At 38.2% G+C, this 18,733-nt stretch carries 17 protein-coding genes; 10 read left to right on the top strand and 7 right to left on the bottom strand.

Going from position 1 to position 18,733, the window contains the following annotated elements:
• Window positions 1-9: 9 nt before the first annotated feature.
• The 7 genes from infB (at window position 10) to ACYUCW_RS01910 (ending at window position 10,228) form a co-directional block, all read left to right on the top strand.
• On the top strand, window positions 10-2,760 hold the full coding sequence (gene infB / locus ACYUCW_RS01940; RefSeq protein WP_004246237.1) for a translation initiation factor IF-2: 2,751 nt from the start codon (window positions 10-12) through the stop codon (window positions 2,758-2,760).
• A gap of 307 nt (window positions 2,761-3,067) precedes the next feature.
• Window positions 3,068-3,472 (top strand): 30S ribosome-binding factor RbfA, encoded by a 405-nt coding sequence (rbfA, locus tag ACYUCW_RS01935; RefSeq protein ID WP_134940210.1) that lies wholly within the window; start codon window positions 3,068-3,070, stop codon window positions 3,470-3,472.
• Complete coding sequence (gene truB, locus ACYUCW_RS01930) at window positions 3,472-4,428, top strand: tRNA pseudouridine(55) synthase TruB (RefSeq protein ID WP_004253007.1); 957 nt, start codon at window positions 3,472-3,474, stop codon at window positions 4,426-4,428. The genes rbfA and truB overlap by 1 nt, the downstream gene beginning before the upstream one ends.
• A 122-nt stretch (window positions 4,429-4,550) precedes the next feature.
• Complete coding sequence (gene rpsO / locus ACYUCW_RS01925) at window positions 4,551-4,820, top strand: 30S ribosomal protein S15 (protein ID WP_004253005.1); 270 nt, start codon at window positions 4,551-4,553, stop codon at window positions 4,818-4,820.
• A 269-nt stretch (window positions 4,821-5,089) separates the two neighbouring features.
• Window positions 5,090-7,219, top strand: a complete 2,130-nt coding sequence (gene pnp / locus ACYUCW_RS01920; RefSeq protein ID WP_004246234.1) for a polyribonucleotide nucleotidyltransferase — start codon at window positions 5,090-5,092, stop codon at window positions 7,217-7,219.
• Between the two features lie 114 nt (window positions 7,220-7,333).
• Window positions 7,334-8,221, top strand: coding sequence for a lipoprotein NlpI (nlpI, locus tag ACYUCW_RS01915; RefSeq protein ID WP_004249600.1), 888 nt, complete (start codon window positions 7,334-7,336; stop codon window positions 8,219-8,221).
• 171 nt (window positions 8,222-8,392) lie between these two features.
• Window positions 8,393-10,228 (top strand): DEAD/DEAH family ATP-dependent RNA helicase, encoded by a 1,836-nt coding sequence (locus ACYUCW_RS01910; protein WP_004246232.1) that lies wholly within the window; start codon window positions 8,393-8,395, stop codon window positions 10,226-10,228.
• Window positions 10,229-10,410: 182 nt separating this feature from the next.
• On the opposite strand, the gene ACYUCW_RS01905 is transcribed toward ACYUCW_RS01910, so the two are convergent.
• Window positions 10,411-11,061: a helix-turn-helix transcriptional regulator gene (locus ACYUCW_RS01905; RefSeq protein ID WP_004246231.1), complete on the bottom strand. Its 651-nt coding sequence runs from the start codon at window positions 11,059-11,061 to the stop codon at window positions 10,411-10,413.
• A gap of 186 nt (window positions 11,062-11,247) precedes the next feature.
• Here ACYUCW_RS01905 and ACYUCW_RS01900 point away from each other — a divergent pair, with 186 nt between their 5' ends.
• Genes ACYUCW_RS01900 through ACYUCW_RS01890 form a run of 3 tightly spaced genes read left to right on the top strand, consistent with a single transcriptional unit; the run spans window position 11,248 to window position 13,883 of the window.
• Window positions 11,248-12,210, top strand: a complete 963-nt coding sequence (locus tag ACYUCW_RS01900) for a sugar phosphate isomerase/epimerase family protein (RefSeq protein WP_004249599.1) — start codon at window positions 11,248-11,250, stop codon at window positions 12,208-12,210.
• Between the two features lie 36 nt (window positions 12,211-12,246).
• Entirely contained in the window at window positions 12,247-12,624 is a 378-nt protein-coding gene (locus tag ACYUCW_RS01895; RefSeq protein WP_004246229.1) for a RidA family protein, read from the top strand.
• 11 nt (window positions 12,625-12,635) lie between these two features.
• Window positions 12,636-13,883 carry an MFS transporter gene (locus ACYUCW_RS01890; protein ID WP_036919636.1) on the top strand — a complete coding sequence of 416 codons (1,248 nt, stop codon included), beginning with the start codon at window positions 12,636-12,638 and terminating at the stop codon, window positions 13,881-13,883.
• A 56-nt stretch (window positions 13,884-13,939) separates the two neighbouring features.
• Here the strand turns inward: ACYUCW_RS01890 and ACYUCW_RS01885 are convergent, their stop codons facing one another.
• The 6 genes from ACYUCW_RS01885 to ACYUCW_RS01860 form a co-directional block, all read right to left on the bottom strand.
• On the bottom strand, window positions 13,940-14,164 hold the full coding sequence (locus ACYUCW_RS01885; protein ID WP_049209917.1) for a hypothetical protein: 225 nt from the start codon (window positions 14,162-14,164) through the stop codon (window positions 13,940-13,942).
• A 110-nt stretch (window positions 14,165-14,274) separates the two neighbouring features.
• Window positions 14,275-15,027: a tetratricopeptide repeat protein gene (locus tag ACYUCW_RS01880; RefSeq protein ID WP_004249597.1), complete on the bottom strand. Its 753-nt coding sequence runs from the start codon at window positions 15,025-15,027 to the stop codon at window positions 14,275-14,277.
• Window positions 15,028-15,031: 4 nt separating this feature from the next.
• The gene (locus ACYUCW_RS01875) at window positions 15,032-15,394 is read right to left on the bottom strand and encodes a hypothetical protein (RefSeq protein WP_049198902.1); all 363 of its coding nucleotides are present in this window, start codon (window positions 15,392-15,394) and stop codon (window positions 15,032-15,034) included.
• A gap of 375 nt (window positions 15,395-15,769) precedes the next feature.
• The gene (locus ACYUCW_RS01870; RefSeq protein ID WP_004246224.1) at window positions 15,770-16,144 is read right to left on the bottom strand and encodes a YjaA family stress response protein; all 375 of its coding nucleotides are present in this window, start codon (window positions 16,142-16,144) and stop codon (window positions 15,770-15,772) included.
• Window positions 16,145-16,166: 22 nt separating this feature from the next.
• On the bottom strand, window positions 16,167-16,883 hold the full coding sequence (gene btsR / locus ACYUCW_RS01865) for a two-component system response regulator BtsR (protein WP_004246223.1): 717 nt from the start codon (window positions 16,881-16,883) through the stop codon (window positions 16,167-16,169).
• Window positions 16,884-16,885: 2 nt separating this feature from the next.
• A complete protein-coding gene (locus ACYUCW_RS01860; RefSeq protein WP_460408161.1) occupies window positions 16,886-18,589 on the bottom strand; it encodes a LytS/YhcK type 5TM receptor domain-containing protein in 1,704 nt (567 codons plus the stop codon).
• Window positions 18,590-18,733 lie beyond the last annotated feature (144 nt).

Below are 18,733 nucleotides of genomic sequence, written 5' to 3'. Positions count from 1 at the left end.
AGGAACAGAATGACAGATGAAACAGTAAAATCACTTGCAGAAGAGATTCAGACACCGGTTGAACGTTTGGTACAGCAGTTTGCTGATGCCGGTATTAAGAAAACCGTCTCTGATTCTGTCTCCCAAAAAGAGAAAGAAACCTTGCTGGCTTGGTTGAACCGTGATAAAGAGTCAACCAGCCAACCAGAAAAATTAACGTTACAGCGCAAAGTGCGTAGTACGTTAAGTGTTCCTGGTACAGGTGGCAAAAATAAATCAGTAGCCATCGAAGTCCGCAAAAAACGCACTTATGTGAACCGTGATGCAGTTGAAAAAGCACAAGCGGCAGAGCAAGCTCAGCGTGAAGCGGAAGAAAAGGCGCGTCGCGAAGCAGAAGAAAAAGCACAGCGCGAAGCACAAGAGAAAGCACAGCGCGAAGCTGAAGAAAAAGCAAAACGTGAAGCTGAAGAAGCCAAGAAAAAGGCTGAAGAAAAGGCAAAACGTGAAGCTGAAGAAGCAAAACGTGAAGCAGCGGAATTAGCTAAGCGCGAAGCAGCGGAAAAAGACAAAGTGAAACAAAACGAGAAACCAAAAGCTGATAAGGCTGATCAGGAAAAAGCACGTCGCATAGCCGAACAGGCTGAACTGAAACGTAAAACAGAAGAAGCTCAGCGTCGTAAAGCTGAAGAAGAAGCTCGCATTGCAGCAGAAAAAGCGCGTCGCTTAGCGGAAGAAAATGCTGAAAAATGGACTTCAGATACGTCATCTGAAACAGAAGGCACTGACTATCATGTGACGACATCTCGCTATGCGCGTGATGCAGAAGATGAAAGTGATGCTGAGGTTGAAGGTGGCCGTGGCCGTGGTCGTGCAGCAAAAGCCCCTCGTCCAAAGAAAAATAACCGTCACTCTGAAAAAGCAGATCGTGAAGAAGCTCGCGCTGCTGGCCGTTCTAACAAGAAAGGCAAAGGACGTAAAAATAGCACATTACAGCAAGGCTTCAATAAGCCAGCAGCTGCCGTAAACCGTGATGTTGTCATTGGTGAGACTATTTCAGTTGCTGATTTAGCAAACAAAATGGCAGTGAAAGGTTCTGAAGTCATTAAAACAATGATGAAAATGGGTGCAATGGCAACCATCAATCAAGTTTTAGACCAAGAAACGGCACAACTGGTTGCGGAAGAAATGGGTCACAAAGTTATCTTACGTCGTGAAAACGAGTTAGAAGAACAAGTGATGAACGACCGTGATACTAGCGATGAAATGGCTGTATCTCGTGCGCCTGTTGTGACTATTATGGGTCACGTTGACCATGGTAAAACCTCTTTACTCGACTACATTCGCTCAACGAAAGTGGCTTCAGGTGAAGCAGGTGGTATTACTCAGCATATCGGTGCTTATCACGTTAAAACCGACAAAGGTGAAATTACCTTCCTAGATACTCCAGGTCACGCCGCATTTACTTCAATGCGTGCCCGTGGTGCTCAGGTAACGGATATCGTTGTTCTGGTTGTTGCTGCTGATGATGGTGTGATGCCACAAACTATCGAAGCTATCCAACACGCCAAAGCAGCAAATGTGCCTGTTGTTGTTGCCGTGAACAAAATTGATAAACCAGAAGCTGATCCTGATCGTGTTAAAACTGAGCTGTCTCAATATGGCATTCTGCCAGAAGATTGGGGTGGTGAGACTCAGTTTATCCATGTGTCAGCAAAACAAGGTTTAGGTATTGACGAGTTGCTGGATGCTATCTTATTACAAGCGGAAGTTCTTGAACTGAAAGCAGTAAAAGAGGGTATGGCAAGCGGTGTTGTTATCGAATCTTACCTCGATAAAGGCCGTGGTCCTGTTGCGACTATCCTTGTTCGTGAAGGTACTTTGAATAAAGGTGATATCGTTCTGTGTGGCTTTGAATACGGTCGTATTCGTGCAATGCGTAACGAATTAGGTAAAGAAGTACAATCTGCCGGCCCATCAATGCCTGTTGAGATTTTAGGTCTGTCTAATGTACCTTCTGCGGGTGATGAAGCAACCGTTGTTCGTGATGAGAAAAAAGCGCGTGAAGTTGCCTTATATCGTCAAGGTAAATTCCGTGAAGTGAAACTGGCTCGTCAACAGAAATCGAAACTGGAAAACATGTTTGCTAACATGGAAGAAGGTAAAGTTTCTGAACTGAACATCGTACTGAAAACGGATGTTCAAGGAACTTGTGAAGCCATCACTGATGCATTAGTTAAACTTTCTACAGATGAAGTTAAACTGAAAATTATCGGTTCTGGCGTGGGTGGTATCACTGAAACAGATGCGACTTTAGCGGCTGCTTCTGATGCTATCATTCTTGGTTTCAACGTTCGTGCTGATGCTTCTGCACGTCGTATTATCGAACAAGAAAGTGTTGATTTACGTTACTACTCCGTTATCTATAGCTTGATTGATGAAATTAAATCAGCAATGAGCGGTATGTTAGAGCCTGAATACAAACAAGAAATCATGGGTCTTGCTGAGGTTCGTGATGTATTTAAATCACCTAAATTCGGCGCTATCGCGGGTTGTATGGTGGTTGAAGGTAACATTAAACGTAACAATCCTATTCGCGTATTACGTGATAACGTGGTTATTTACGAAGGTGAGCTTGAATCACTGCGTCGCTTTAAAGATGACGTCAACGAAGTCCGTAATGGTATGGAATGTGGTATCGGTGTGAAAAACTACAACGATGTCCGTGTTGGCGATATGATTGAAGTGTTCCAAGTTATCGAAATTAAACGTTCTATCGATTAATCGAGTACGTCTGATTTAAACAGGAAGGGAGCTTAATGGCTCCCTTCTTATTCCTCTCTTTGTGCTATTCCCCCTTTATTCTTTTCTGTATTTTTCAATATAAGCGAAATAGATTGGCTTTCAGTAATTTATGTCATTAAAAGAACAGGGTAAGATAACGCTAAAGAGCAGATTTATTGCTAAAGAGAAAAAAAGCGTAAAGCGGTTGTGAAACGTGACTTTATGTATACTCTTTAGATATCATCGATTTTAAAATTGGATCAATAATGACAATAGAGTGATAACGACATTGTCAGGGAGAGATAAAATGGCAAGAGATTTTAGCCGTGCTCAGCGTGTTTCTCAGGAAATGCAAAAAGAAATCGCCATCATTTTACAGCGCGAAGTAAAAGATCCACGTATTGGAATGGCCACCGTATCCGGTGTTGAAATTTCACGTGATCTGGCTTACGCCAAAGTATTTGTCACCTTTTTAAACCTATCAGCAGGTGAAGAAAGCGATGAAGAAATGGTAGAAAATGGCTTAAAAGCCCTTAACGAAGCAGCAGGCTTTATTCGCTCTTTATTAGGTAAAGCGATGCGCTTACGTGTTGTTCCTGAGCTAACATTTGCTTATGACAATTCATTAGTTGAAGGTATGCGTATGTCTAACCTTGTGTCAAATGTTGTCAAAGATGATGAAAAACGCCGTCATCATAAAGAGGAAGAGTAATGGGGCGTCGTCGTAAAGGGCGTGAGATTAACGGCGTATTATTGCTTGATAAGCCTCAAGATATTTCATCGAATGACGCTTTGCAAAAAGTACGCCGCATGTTTAATGCAAGTAAAGCGGGGCATACCGGCGCTTTAGATCCTTTAGCGACAGGTATGCTTCCTATCTGTTTAGGTGAAGCGACAAAGTTTTCACAGTTTTTATTGGATTCAGATAAACGCTATCGAGTGATTGCCAAATTAGGTGAAAGAACAGATACCTCTGATGCTCATGGACAAGTGATCCAGCAACGACCGGTACAGTTTAACCAGCAAGCGCTCGATGCTGCGTTAGAGAGTTTTCGTGGTGAAACATTGCAAATTCCTTCAATGTATTCAGCCCTTAAGCATCAAGGTAAACCACTTTATGAATATGCAAGACAAGGTATTGAAGTTGAGCGAGAAGCAAGACCCATTACCGTGTATGAATTGCAATTTATTCGCTGGGAAGACGATGAATTAGAACTAGAAATTCATTGTTCTAAAGGTACTTATATTCGCACTATCATTGATGATCTGGGTGAGAAATTAAACTGTGGTGCCCATGTGATTTTCTTACGTCGTTTAGAAGTCGCAGATTATCCGAAAGAGCGTATGGTGACGCTTGAGCAATTGCGTGCAATCATTGATGATGCTCAGCAACAAGATGAGTCACCATTTCCTGCGTTAGATGCCTTATTATTGCCTATGGATACTGCGGTTGCACATTTCCCTGTGGTGCATTTAACCGCCATTATGGCGGGTTACTTAAAACTGGGGCAACCGGTTCGGGTAAATCACACCTTGGATGAAGGGGAATGGGTCAGAGTCACCGAAGGCGATGAGAAAAAATTTATTGGCCTTGCGATCATCAAAGATGGTCTAGTTGCACCGAAAAGATTAGTCGTGGATTATCACGCACTCAATAACCCTGAATAGCAATTCTTGCGCTAAGTGTGTTTGAAGCGTAGAATAATGCGGCTATCTGTTTAGGTGGCTGAGTTGGATAGCTGAATTAGAGATTGGCTATCTGAAAATTTTACTTTTATTGGAGTTTTATTATGTCTCTAAGTACTGAAGCGAAAGCAAAGATCGTTGCTGAATTCGGTCGTGATGCTAACGATACTGGCTCAAGCGAAGTTCAGATCGCACTGCTGACTGCAGAAATCAACCACCTGCAAGGTCACTTTTCAGAGCACAAAAAAGATCACCACAGCCGTCGTGGTCTGCTGCGTAAAGTTTCCAGCCGTCGTAATCTGCTGGACTACCTGAAACGTAAAGATGTAGCTCGTTATACTGCACTGATTGAACGTTTAGGTCTGCGTCGCTAATCAAGTGAGTTTCAGTGAAAAGGGGCCCGTAGGCCCCTTTTCTACTAGAAAGTGCTATTTTTAAGAAAGTGCTATTTCAAAAATGAGTCGTTATGTTTTAATGTGGTGATGGTTATTTAGTCTCTCTAGTTGCGACAATTCGCGCGGCTAATGAAAGTGTTTAAACGTGGTTAAGTTAAATATTTCCATTAGTCGCGAGGGGACGTAGCGGAGAAAAGATTATTCATCGTCGCTAAATATCATGCGACAATAAGATAAAGGATATTATTTTGCTGAATCCTACAGTTCGTAAATTTCAATACGGTCAACATACCGTTACGTTAGAAACGGGCATGATGGCTCGCCAAGCAACGGCTGCTGTAATGGTTGACATGGACGGCACTGCTGTTTTTGTTACCGTTGTTGCTAAGAAAAAAGTGAAAGAAGGACAAGACTTCTTCCCACTCACCGTTAACTATCAAGAGCGTTCATACGCAGCTGGCCGTATTCCAGGAAGTTTCTTCCGTCGTGAAGGTCGTCCTGGCGAAGGTGAAACTTTAATCGCGCGTCTTATCGACCGCCCTTTACGCCCACTATTCCCAGAAGGGTTCTTAAACGAAATCCAAGTAGTTGCGACTGTGGTTTCTGTTAATCCACAAGTTAACCCAGATATCGTTGCTATGATTGGTGCTTCTGCAGCACTGTCATTATCGGGTGTACCTTTCAATGGTCCTATCGGTGGTGCACGTGTTGGCTTTATTGATGGTCAATATGTGCTGAACCCAACCGTTGATGAACTGAAAATTAGTAAATTAGACTTAGTGGTTGCAGGTACTGCGGGTGCGGTACTGATGGTTGAATCAGAAGCTGATTTATTATCAGAAGAACAAATGTTAGGTGCAGTGGTATTTGGTCATGAACAACAACAAGTTGTGATTGAAAATATCAATGCATTAGTTGCCGAAGTCGGTAAAGAAAAATGGGATTGGGCACCAGAGCCTATTAACCAATCTTTACATGATCGTATTGCTCAATTAGCACAAACTCGTATTGGTGATGCGTATCGTATTACTGAAAAACAAGAGCGTTATGAGCAAATCGATGCTATTCGTGATGAAGTGATCAGCACATTATTAGCAGAAGATGAGTCTTTAGACGAAGGCGAAATCATTGAAATTTTCTCTGGTTTAGAGAAGAAAATTGTTCGTGCTCGTGTATTAGCGGGTGAACCTCGTATCGATGGCCGTGAAAAAGACATGGTACGTGCTTTAGATATTCGTACAGGTTTATTACCACGTACACATGGCTCTGCGCTATTTACTCGTGGCGAAACGCAAGCATTAGTAACAGCTACTTTAGGTACTGCACGTGATGCACAAACCATTGATGACATCATGGGTGAGCATACCGATACCTTCTTACTGCACTACAACTTCCCTCCATATTCTGTCGGTGAAACAGGTATGATGGGTTCGCCAAAACGTCGTGAGATTGGTCATGGTCGTTTAGCAAAACGTGGTGTATTAGCCGTTATGCCAACGATTGAAGAATTCCCATACACAGTACGTGTAGTGTCTGAAATTACAGAATCCAATGGTTCATCTTCAATGGCATCTGTTTGTGGTGCTTCTTTAGCACTGATGGATGCTGGTGTACCAATTAAAGAATCTGTTGCTGGTATTGCAATGGGTCTGGTAAAAGAAGGTGAAAACTTCGTTGTTCTTTCTGATATTTTAGGTGATGAAGACCATTTAGGTGATATGGACTTTAAAGTTGCGGGTAGCCGTAACGGAGTCAGTGCATTACAAATGGATATCAAAATCGAAGGTATCACTCGTGAAATTATGCAAGTTGCGTTAAATCAAGCGAAAAGCGCACGTCTGCATATTTTAGGGGTAATGGAAAGTGCAATTAGCCAGCCGCGTGCAGAAATTTCTGAGTTTGCACCACGTATTCACACTATCAAAATCAATGCTGATAAGATCAAAGATGTTATCGGTAAGGGTGGTTCGGTTATCCGTGCATTAACGGAAGAAACGGGGACCACTATCGAAATCGAAGATGATGGTACAGTGAAAATTGCGGCTACTAGTGGCGAACAAGCAAAACAAGCTATCGCTCGTATCGAAGAGATCACGGCAGAAGTCGAAGTTGGCCGTATCTATAACGGTAAAGTAACACGTATCGTTGATTTCGGTGCATTTGTTGCTATCGGTGGTGGTAAAGAAGGTCTGGTGCATATTTCTCAAATCGCAGACAAACGCGTTGAGAAAGTAAGTGATTACCTGACTATGGGTCAAGAAGTTCCAGTGAAAGTACTGGAAATTGACCGCCAAGGCCGTATCCGCTTAAGCATGAAAGAGGCTCAAGCAACCCAGCAGGAAGCAGCTGAAACTTCTTCTGAAGATCCTGCAAATTAATGATATTCTACTACCGATATCTAGACATAGGTATCGGTAGAGACTTATTATGATTGACAAGTAGGACGTCATAAAACGCTTTTTGTTGAAAGAGTCTGACTTTGGGAGTGAGAAATGAAAACATTTCTGCGCGGTTGTTCTATTGCTGTTTTCATCTTTATTTCCGGGTGCAGCACTAGTCCAGAATGGCGTAAGAATGCTATTTTTGCTACTCCACTACAGCCTTCTTTACAACAAGAAGTGATATTGGCTCGTATAGAACAAATTCTGGCGAGTCGTTCATTAACCGAAGATGAATATGCACAGCTTTTATATGAGCGTGGTGTGCTGTATGATAGTCTCGGTTTAAGAGCATTGGCGCGCAATGATTTTTCAATGGCGCTGTCAATGAGACCAGATATGCTAGAAATTTTTAATTTTCTAGGTATCTATTTTACGCAAGCAGCGAATTATGATGCTGCTTATGAAGCGTTTGATTCTGTTTTAGAGCTTGATCCAACTTACAATAATGCGCGTTTTAATCGTGGTATCGCTTTATACTATGGTGGCCGATTGAAATTGGCGCAGGATGATCTGCAGGCGTTTTATCAGGTCGATCCAAATGATCCCATTCGTTCGCTTTGGTTATATCTTGTTGAAAAAGAGATAGACTCTGATTCTGCTAAAAAACAGCTGAAACAGCGATACCTACAGGCGAATAAAACGGGACAATGGGGATGGAATATAGTTGAGTTTTATTTAGGTGACATTAGTGAAAAAACATTAATGGAAAGGCTAAATGAGACGTCAACCGATAACACTTCGCTCGCTGAGCATCTTAGTGAAACTAACTTCTATTTAGGTAAATATTACCTAAGTCTGGGGGACATGGATAGCGCTGAAGCGTTATTCAAGCTGACGGTTGCCAACAACGCACATAACTTTGTTGAGCACCGCTACGCATTGTTGGAATTAGCACTGTTAGGCCAACAAGAAGACCTAGCGGAATCGGACCAGCAATAGCTGACGAACATTTCTTTGATCAGTTTGAAAGCCATCATCTGCATAGGATGAGGGCTTGTTTGTTCGTTTAATAATATAATTTGAGCCAGTTCACATTTTAGATGATAAAGACCGACAAACCATGCGGTATGTTATGTCAACTGGCCGCCATAATGAATGAGGCACAGTGACATGACTACTGAAACCGATATGACTTTTGCTGATCTAGGTTTATCAGCACCTATTTTGACTGCACTGAATGATTTAGGCTACGAGAAGCCTTCTCCAATTCAGCAACAATGTATTCCTTTCCTTTTAGATGGCAATGATGTTCTAGGTATGGCACAAACCGGTAGTGGTAAAACCGCTGCGTTTAGCTTACCGTTATTACACAATCTAGATGAATCATTAAAAGCACCACAAATTTTAGTGTTAGCACCAACCCGTGAACTTGCGGTTCAGGTTGCCGAAGCCATTGAAGATTTTTCTAAACATTTACCAAAAGTGAATGTCGTTGCTCTGTATGGCGGTCAACGCTATGACGTTCAACTACGTGCATTACGCCAAGGGCCACAAGTTGTTGTGGGTACACCGGGTCGTTTATTAGATCACTTAAACCGTGGCACTTTAGATTTATCTAAACTAAAAGGTTTAGTATTAGATGAAGCTGATGAAATGTTACGTATGGGCTTTATTGAAGATGTTGAGAATATCTTAAGTAAGATCCCAGCAGAGCACCAGACCGCATTATTCTCTGCGACGATGCCAGAAGCTATCCGTCGTATTACACGCCGCTTTATGAATGATCCAAAAGAAGTACGTATTCAAAGCAGTGTAACTACACGCCCAGATATTAGCCAAAGCTATTGGATGACTTATGGTGCACGTAAAAATGAAGCATTAATCCGTTTCTTAGAAGCAGAAGATTTCGATGCAGCTATTATTTTCGTTCGTACAAAAAATGCGACCTTAGAAGTAGCAGAAACCTTAGAGCGTAATGGCTATAACAGTGCGGCATTGAATGGTGACATGAATCAGTCTCTGCGTGAGCAAACATTAGAGCGTCTGAAAAACGGCCGTTTAGATATCCTTATCGCAACGGATGTTGCTGCGCGTGGTCTGGATGTTGACCGTATCAGCTTGGTTGTCAACTATGATATCCCTATGGATTCAGAGTCTTATGTACACCGTATTGGCCGTACTGGCCGTGCTGGTCGTGCGGGTCGTGCAATTCTATTTGTTGATAATCGTGAGCGCCGTTTACTGCGCAATATCGAGCGCACGATGAAGATGTCTATTCCTGAAGTTGAGTTACCAAACGCAGAGCTGATTAGTCAGCGTCGTCAGGAAAAATTTGCTCAGCAAATCGCTCAACAGTTAGAAACAAGTAACCTTGACCAATATCGTGCATTGTTACCAAAATTAGCGCCACAAGGTGAAGAAGCGTTAGATATGGAAACATTGGCGGCGGTATTACTGAAAATGGCTCAAGGTGAGCGTGCACTTATTCTGCCACCTGATCCAGTACGTCGTCCTCGTCGTGAATTTAACGATCGTGACGATCGCCGTAACGATCGCGAACGTTCTCCACGTCGTGAGCGCCGTGATGCGGGTGAAATGGATCTTTATCGTATTGAAGTGGGTCGTGATGATGGGGTTGAGGTTCGTCATATTGTTGGTGCTATTGCCAACGAAGGCGATATCAGTAGCCGTTATATTGGTAATATCAAATTATATGGCTCTCACTCAACCATTGAGTTACCAAAAGGGATGCCAGGCGATTTATTAAGCCACTTCACTCGTACTCGCATTATGAATAAACCATTGAATATGCAGTTAGTGGGTGATGCACAACCTTACCGTGAGCGCCGTAATAGCAGCCGTCGTGATGGTCAGCCACAAGGTGGTCGTCGCTTTAGTAAAGGCGATCAACCACCACGCCGTGGTAATGGCGAGCGTGGTAACTTCCGTGGTCGCGGTAATAACGAAAATGCACCACGTCGCCGTAGTAGTACTCATAATCAATAAGAAACTTAAAGTTTATTCAATTTTAAGCTGAATTGATAAAAACCAGTCCATACAATGGACTGGTTTTTTTATAGTATGCTGAGCATGGTGTTTGGCGCCTTATATGCAGCCGTAAGTAGGGCGCTGTTAGAGGACGACAGGAGTGATCCCATCTCCTACTAGACAATAAGTAAATCTTATTATTATTTCTTGCTTAAATTTCTTAAATGCTTATAAATTGTTGCTGAGCTTATGCCTAATTCGGCGGATACTATTTTATGTGTTGCTGAAAATTCAAAAAGTCCACTTTCATTTAATTCTTTAATTATCTCTAAATTCTTGTATTTACTTGGAATATTTTTATTTCCGTAAACTCTCTTTTTAATTGGTTCTAGATGATTCTGTACAAGATTATTCACATCTTGTGAAAAATTTTCATGTTTTAAATTATTTGTATCAGTAAAACTATCTATTAATGCATTTAATGGCATATCGAGAGCAAAGTTCATACAAATCATACCAATAGGTGTACCTGCATTATTTACAATTAAAGTAGATGATGATTTAAATGGCCGAACACTTTTTGTATTGAAATAAACCTCCCACATTTGATCTGTTCGATTAAATTTTGAGAGTTTTTCTAAAGCAATATTTGTTACGGGGGCACCTAATCCACGACCAGTAACATGTCCATTAACTATGTGGATAACGGAATGGCGTAAATCCTCAAAACTATGTAGCACTATTTCACAATAATCACCGAGAAATTGCCCCAAATTATCGAGAAAAGGAATATAAGAGCGGAGTAGATGCCGATCTTCTTCAGTAATCTTTTGGTTTGTAGGAAGGTCCATAAGAAATTTTACCCATAATTACAGTTAAATAATTCTAACGTTAAAAGTTGTCGAAATCCATATTTAGTATACTCGGATAATACTGAGTAAAATATTTTTATACTAAGTTAAGTTTTATGATCCTAAGCACATACTTTATTTTCTTAATATGGCTAAATACGGGTATAGGAATTCGAGGAAGAAATTATGAAACTAGGTATTGAAACAGAGTCCTATCACCTATTTTTTCAGCAGGGTGTAATGGATGTTTTTGATTTTATAAATAAAGCAACTGAATTAGGGCTGGATGGGGTCGAATTAAATATCATTCCTGATGAAGGATTACACCCAGAATTTGGTGTGTTAACAAGTGATAGCCCTGAATATTTAGCAAAAGTACGTCAGGCAATTGAAGATAAAAATCTTTATTGTGAATTAGATACACGTTTTACAACACCAAAGGCATTAACAAAAGCAATTGATATCGCTCGAGGAATTGGTGCTGATGTGATACGTACTTATATGTTTCGTCGAGGACAATACAATCCGAAACAATACCCTAAAATTATTCAAGATATTAAGTCTATTGTTCCATTATTAAAAAAATATCGTATACGTCTTGCAATAGAAAATCATGAAGATGAAACGGCTGATGAAATCTTAAATATTGTAAAAGATATTGATTCTATTTGGGTTGGTGCACATTGTGATATTGGTAATGGCATGATGGCGTGGGAAGATCCTATAGTAACAGTGAGCAAATTAGCACCTTATACATATAGCACTCATTTTAAAGATCATATTGTTACACATGATGATGAAACACTGGTAATTACAGGAATGCCTCTTGGTGAAGGGAGTATTGATATCGATGAATGTTTTCGTTTATTAGTTGAACATTCGCCTGTAACACGTATTAACTTAGAAAACTGTTTTCCCTATACATCTCATTTTGCTAGAGATAAAGGAACGGGGGGAGTATTTGAATTAAGTGGAAGCTTTGAAGTTAAATCACCACCTTTTGATACGCAATTAATTAACCCCTTGGAATATTATTATCCAGCTAAAATTTCTCCTGTTGCATTAAAAACATTAATGGACGCACAAGAGCGTTGTGTACAAGTTTCTGTTAATAAATTAAAAGAACTAAGAAAAAAATATTGTTATTAATATATAAAAATAGTTATCAAATATTGGAGTGATCTCATGATTATTAATACTACATCAGCACCAGAAGCTATTGGTCCTTATTCACAAGCAATTAAAGTTGAAAATCATATTTATATTTCAGGTTGTTGCCCATTCAATACTCATGATGGTTCTGTTATGGGAAATGATATTGAAACACAAACATTAAAAGCTATGAATAATTTAAAAGCTATTATAGAAGCTGCCGGTGCATCAATGGATGATATTGTTAAAACGACTTGTTTTATTAAAGATATAAAAGATTTTCCTATTTTTAATAATATTTATTCTTCTTTTTTTACATCAGGAAAATACCCAGCTCGTTCATGTGTGGAAGTTTCTCGTCTACCTAAAGATGTTTTAATTGAAATAGAAGCTATCGCTTATAAAAAATAGGAAATATGATCATGAATAAATGGGGAAAATTATGTTTTCTTATTTTGGGTGGTGGGACTATATTCAAACTATCCAGCATGAAAGATGTATTTTATGTGCCAATGCAACAAGATTGGGGATTATCTAACACCCAAATTGGTTTTGGCTTTACTATTTATGCCATTATTCAAACAATCGGATTATTTTCATCATTGTATATTGCCGATCGTTTCTCTAAGAAAATTTTATTACCAGCGGGCTTAATTGGAGTAGGTTTATGTGGTGCTTATTTAAGCACATTGCCTCCTTTTACGGGTTATTTAATTGCATTTGGTGCAATGGCATTTTTCGGCGAGGTTGTTTATTGGCCTGTTTTACTAAAATCGGTACGTTTATTAGGAAATAAAGAAGAACAAGGACGTATGTTTGGTTTTCTAGAAGCTGGGCGAGGGGTTGTTGATGTTCTAGTAGCTTCGGGAGCTCTTTATATATTTGTTTTATTTGGTGAAGGTAAAACAGGTATGCAAGCAGGATTAATTTATTATACGCTTGCTACAATAATAGTAGGTATAATTACATATTTTATTGTGGATAATGACGATAAGAAGGAAACCTCCTCAGCAAGTGAAGCTAATCGCCAAGTTTTGGAAGGGATTAAAAATGTCGTAAAATGTCCTAACTTATGGTTAGCATCAATGAGTATCTTCTTTGTTTATTCTGCTTACTGTGGGTTAACTTATTTTATTCCTTTTTTAAAAGATATTTACGCACTACCAATAGCCCTTATCGGTGCCTATGGCATTATTAATCAATATGCACTAAAAATGATAGGTGGTCCATTAGGCGGATTTTTAGCTGACAAAGTTGCAAAATCGCCAACAATATATCTGAAATGGACATTTTTATTATCTGCGATTGCAATGGCTATTTTCATTATGTTGCCTCATGACTCAATGAATGTCTATTTAGGTATGACTGCAACATTAGGTTTCGGTGCAATCATTTTCTCGCAAAGAGCTATTTTCTTTGCACCAATGGATGAAATTGGAACACCAAGACAATATGCAGGTTCAGCGATGGCGTTTGGGTGTATTATTGGTTATATGCCTTCCATGTTTGCTTATGCTCTCTATGGGTCATTATTAGATAATTTTGAGGGCATTCAAGGATATAACTATGTATTTAGTATTATGGTCACTTTTAGTTTGCTTGGTTTTATTTGTGCAACCATATTAGCTAAGCGTATTAAAATGATAAATAACACTTTAAATATAGCTTAAAAATAGACACCGCTTAATTGTGATCTAGCAAACACCGCTTCATCGATTGGTATTAGCTAAATACGGCTATACCCAGTACAAGAAATGCACTTTAAGCGTTCTTCTGGTGGCGATAATAAATCAATATTTTGTTTATTGCCTTGGCGTAAACGACTTAATGTTTTGGCTAAACGCTCTTGCTCTAATGGATTAAGCAAATTGTTCAGGTAAATGGTGAGCGTGGTAACTTCTGTGGTCGCGGTAATAACGAAAATGCACCACGTCGCCGTAGTAGTGCTCATAATCAATAAGAATATAATTCACTCAGTATTCAATTGAGTTAATGATATAAATTGAAAAACCAGTCAACGAAAATTGGCTGGTTTTTTCTATATAAAGTAGAAATAAATAATTACTCAATTGGGTACATTTTATTGGCATATTCCAAGAGTGCATTATTGCTTTTGCGGATACATATAGATGCATTTATCCCACTTTTTTTACATTCTTTTAGTTTTAAACTTAATTCAAGAGAAAATAAAATGTAATCCCAACGTTTTATATATTCTTGATATTTTTGGCTCCCATTTTCAGCAATCCATTTTGCATATTCTTTGGCCTTGTTTAAATCTTGAGGAACACCTTTGTTACCATGCAAATAGATAGAAAAAAGATTTTCACAAGCAATAATCACTTTGTTTCCTTTTATTCGACATGCTTTGTCATAGTATTTAATTGCTTTGTTTATATCTTTTTCAACACCATAACCATTTTCAAAAATAACGGCTTGATAGAATAGAGCTGCTCCATGTTTAGGGTTCAATGCTAATGTTTTTTTTAAGAAATTACGTGATAATTCGCACTGGTTTTTATCACTTTCATGAGTAATTTTATATTTTAAATTAGTACAACCAACAAAGAAAATGGAAGCAATAAGATAGCTATCATTAGAATTGTTATTTTTTTTAGCCTTTTCAATAAGAGGATAAACAAGCTCTTTATTTTCAGGGTAAGGTGTAATCAAAGGTAATTGAGGATCATACTGCAACTCTAATTTGTTATATCCTGAGTTTAACATTTTCTCTGTGATAATAGGGTATTCATCTCCGATTGAGGAATTACTAATAATTAATAAACCAAAAAATAATATATTAAATATTTTCATTATATTATCTCAATAGATTTGGTGTTAATGAAACTGTACTTTCAATTGAATTTATAAATTGATTTATTGGGATGGACTCACTATTTCCTAAAGAAGAAAAACTAGCCATCTCATTGATAATATTGTTCATTAATTGTTGAGAAATTTTATTATTATCAGTATTAGGTTTTTGATGCAATAAAACATCAGTAATCAATGTGCTATTTCCATTATCCCAGTTTACAAAGGATTCTAATTGATGAAAATTATTATTTAAGTCATAGAAATGGCTTTTAGTTATATTAAGTTCTATATAATTAATACCAGCTTTATCTAGCGAATAGAGTTCATCTTTTTGTGTTATTCCATCTGAATTTTTCTCTTTCATAATGATCTCCTATATATAATATTTAAAAATTAATTTTACATTAGGCTAAAATTAAACTTTTAATTTGTCTACTTATAATTTTAATTACCATAATTAACTTTTTATTTAATAGTTAATTTAGTGGTTGTAATTAATTATTAAAAATAATATGTGAAGTTTTTAAATTTGATAGTACTAAATAAAAAGTATTATATAAATAAGTTGGTAATGGCTAAAAATGAAGTCATAATAAAATAATTTACAGTAAAGCCGAACAATGTTTAGGTATTAAACCGGTTTATACTCATTATATTTTCTAGAAAACAATATCAGCAGGTTTTTAATAAGTATTTAGACACTTATTTGTAAATGGTTAAATACTGATTTTATATAGAGTTATGATTTATTGATTAATTCAATCACCTCTGCATCCATAAGTGGTGTGAGTTTTGCACTAATAACGATTTTTTTGTATTTGTTATTCAACCCACCGGCAATGACTTCATTGAATAATCGAATTTCTACTTGGGATAATCCATCTTCGGTACGTTCTAAAGGATGAATTACCACATTTCTTTTTCGACAAAAAAAGGATAATGGGTTAATACCTATTTGAGTAAGTGCTGTTCGTATCGCTTCAATAGCAGGGTAAAAATCACCAATTAACATTCGGCTATGAGTAAAATGACGTTCTACAGAAAATTCTTTTTTGGTGTGAAGATCACGAACTTCGATGCGATTAATATAAACTTTAATATAAATGGGTTCCATCTAGCTCATTCCTTTTTACTAATTAAATTAAGCCAATCGCCTCTTTTAAGGGTTTAAGGTAACGTCGACTGACCGGAATTTGTTTATTATTATGTAAAATAAGTTCTGCTTGTCCATTATCACCAAATACAATTTCATTGACATAATCCATATTCACTAAATATTGACGATGGCAACGTACCAGCGGAGTGCGTGTTTCTAAAGTACGTAATGTAAGCTCAGTAAAACCTTCTTGCCCTTGATTATTGGTGACATAGACACCGCTTAATCGTGATGTAGCAAACACGGCTTCATCGATTGGCATTAGCCAAATACGGCTATGCCCAGTACAAGGAATGCACTTTAAGCGTTCTTCTGGTGGTGATAATAAATCAATATTTTGTTTATTGCCTTGGCGTAAACGACTTAATGTTTTGGCTAAACGCTCTTGCTCTAATGGTTTGAGCAAATAATCAAAAGCATGCTCTTCGAATGCTTGAATAGCATATTCTTCAAATGCGGTTAAAAAGACAATATAAGGGCGATGTTCAGGATCAAGCATTGAGACCATTTCTAAGCCAGTAATACGTGGCATTTGAATATCAAGAAAAACCACATCAGGTTTTTTACGATGTATTTCCCCTATCGCCTCAATAGCATTACTGCATTCACCAATAATATGAATATCTTTTTCTTCTTCGAGTAAACAACGTAAATTTTCACGAGCAAGCGGCTCATCATCAACGATTAATATATTCATTGTTATGCTGCGTTATCCATATTTTTTTCTAAGGGTAAACAGATTTTTATTTTGGTATAGTTATCAGGCTGACACTCCACAAGTACACCATATAGATCACCATAGCGTAATTTAATCCGCTTATCGACAAGTCTCATTCCTAAACCGAGCTGATGTGATGCGCCTTGCGAATGATAAAGCCCTGCATTATCACTAATTTCGATCACTATTAAGTGGTCTTCTTGATGCGCTCTAATTGTAATCTTTCCGATGCCTAATAACTGTGATGTTCCATGTTTAATTGCATTCTCAACCATAGGCTGAAGCGAAAATGCAGGAAGGCGTGCAGTGGCTAAATGTTCAGGTATCTGAATATCTATCTGTAAACTTTCTTGAAAGCGCGCTTTTTCAATTTGTAAATAAGCCGTGACGTGTTCAATTTCATCACTGAGTGTCACTATCGCTTCGGGTTTTTTTAAATTCTTACGGAAAAAAGCCGACAGAAATTGCACTAACTGTTTTGCTTGATCACTATCACGACGAATAACGGCTTGTAATGTATTTAATGCATTAAATAAAAAGTGGGGATTGACTTGTGCGTGTAGTAATTTAATTTCTGATTCTAATAGTGATTGTTTATTTCTTTCGTATTGTCCGGCAAGAATTTGTGCTGATAATAGACTGGCGATCCCTTCTCCTAAGGTTCTATTAATGGAGCTAAATAAGCGATTCTTTGCTTCATAGAGCTTTATGGTGCCAATAACGCGATTATTTTCTCCTCGTAAAGGAATAACCAGTGTCGAGCCTAATTTACAATGTGGAGAAAGGGTACATCGATAAGGTGTCTCATTGCCGTCCGCATACACGACTTCGTTATTATTAATGGCTTGTTTAGATTGTTCTGAGGAAATCGGTGTACCCGGCAAATGATGATCAGCGCCAATACCAATAAAAGCGAGTAGTTTATCTCTATCCGTAATGGCGACAGCACTGACTTTTAATTCTTGGTAGATAACTTTTGCAACACGAGTACTATTATCTTGGTTAAAGCCTTTACGTAAAATACCTTCAGTGCAAACCGCAATTTTTAATGCTTGAGCGGAGAAAGCACTGGTATATTTTTCAAAAATGGCACGTCTATCTTGTAATATCCTAATAAACATCGCAGCACCTATTGTATTTGCTACAATCATAGGAGCGGCAATATTTTTTACTAAAGAAAGTGCTTCATCAAAAGGACGAGCGAGTAATAAAATAATACTCATCTGTATTATTTCGGCAAAAAAGGTGACGGTAGCCGCTGTCCAAGGATTAAATATGCGGTGCATTTGTCCATGTTTTACATAATAACGATGAACTAATCCACCAATTAATCCTTCTGCGATAGTGGATACCATACAACTTAACGCTGTCATCCCGCCGAGGGAATAGCGGTGTAAGCCACCCGTGAAGCCAACGAGAAAGCCTACATACGGGCCACCTAATAATCCGCCTAATACGGAGCCAATAGCACGGGTATTAGCAATAGAGTCATTAATATGCAATCCAAAATAGGTGCCCATAATGCAGAAAATGGAGAAAATCACATAGCACATTAATTTATGTGGAAGTTTGATAGTCACTTGTAAAAGAGGCGTAAATAGCGGCGTTTTGCTGAGAAACCACGCAATAATGAGATAAGCGCACATTTGCTGTAATAACAGCAAAATTAAATCAAATTCGTACATAAGTTGTGTGTACCATTTTCTGTGTTTATTTAATAAATTAAAAAAACGTAGATAAAATGAGGCTATTCGTGGAGTAATAAAATTTGGTATAAGAATAACTTAATCGTACTATCAAAGAAAATCTTCCTCTGAGTCAGTGATCTA

Source organism: Proteus sp. MB838, from assembly GCF_054767435.1.
Note: the sequence above shows the minus strand (reverse complement) of the source record. Positions and strands in the feature narration are given on the sequence as shown.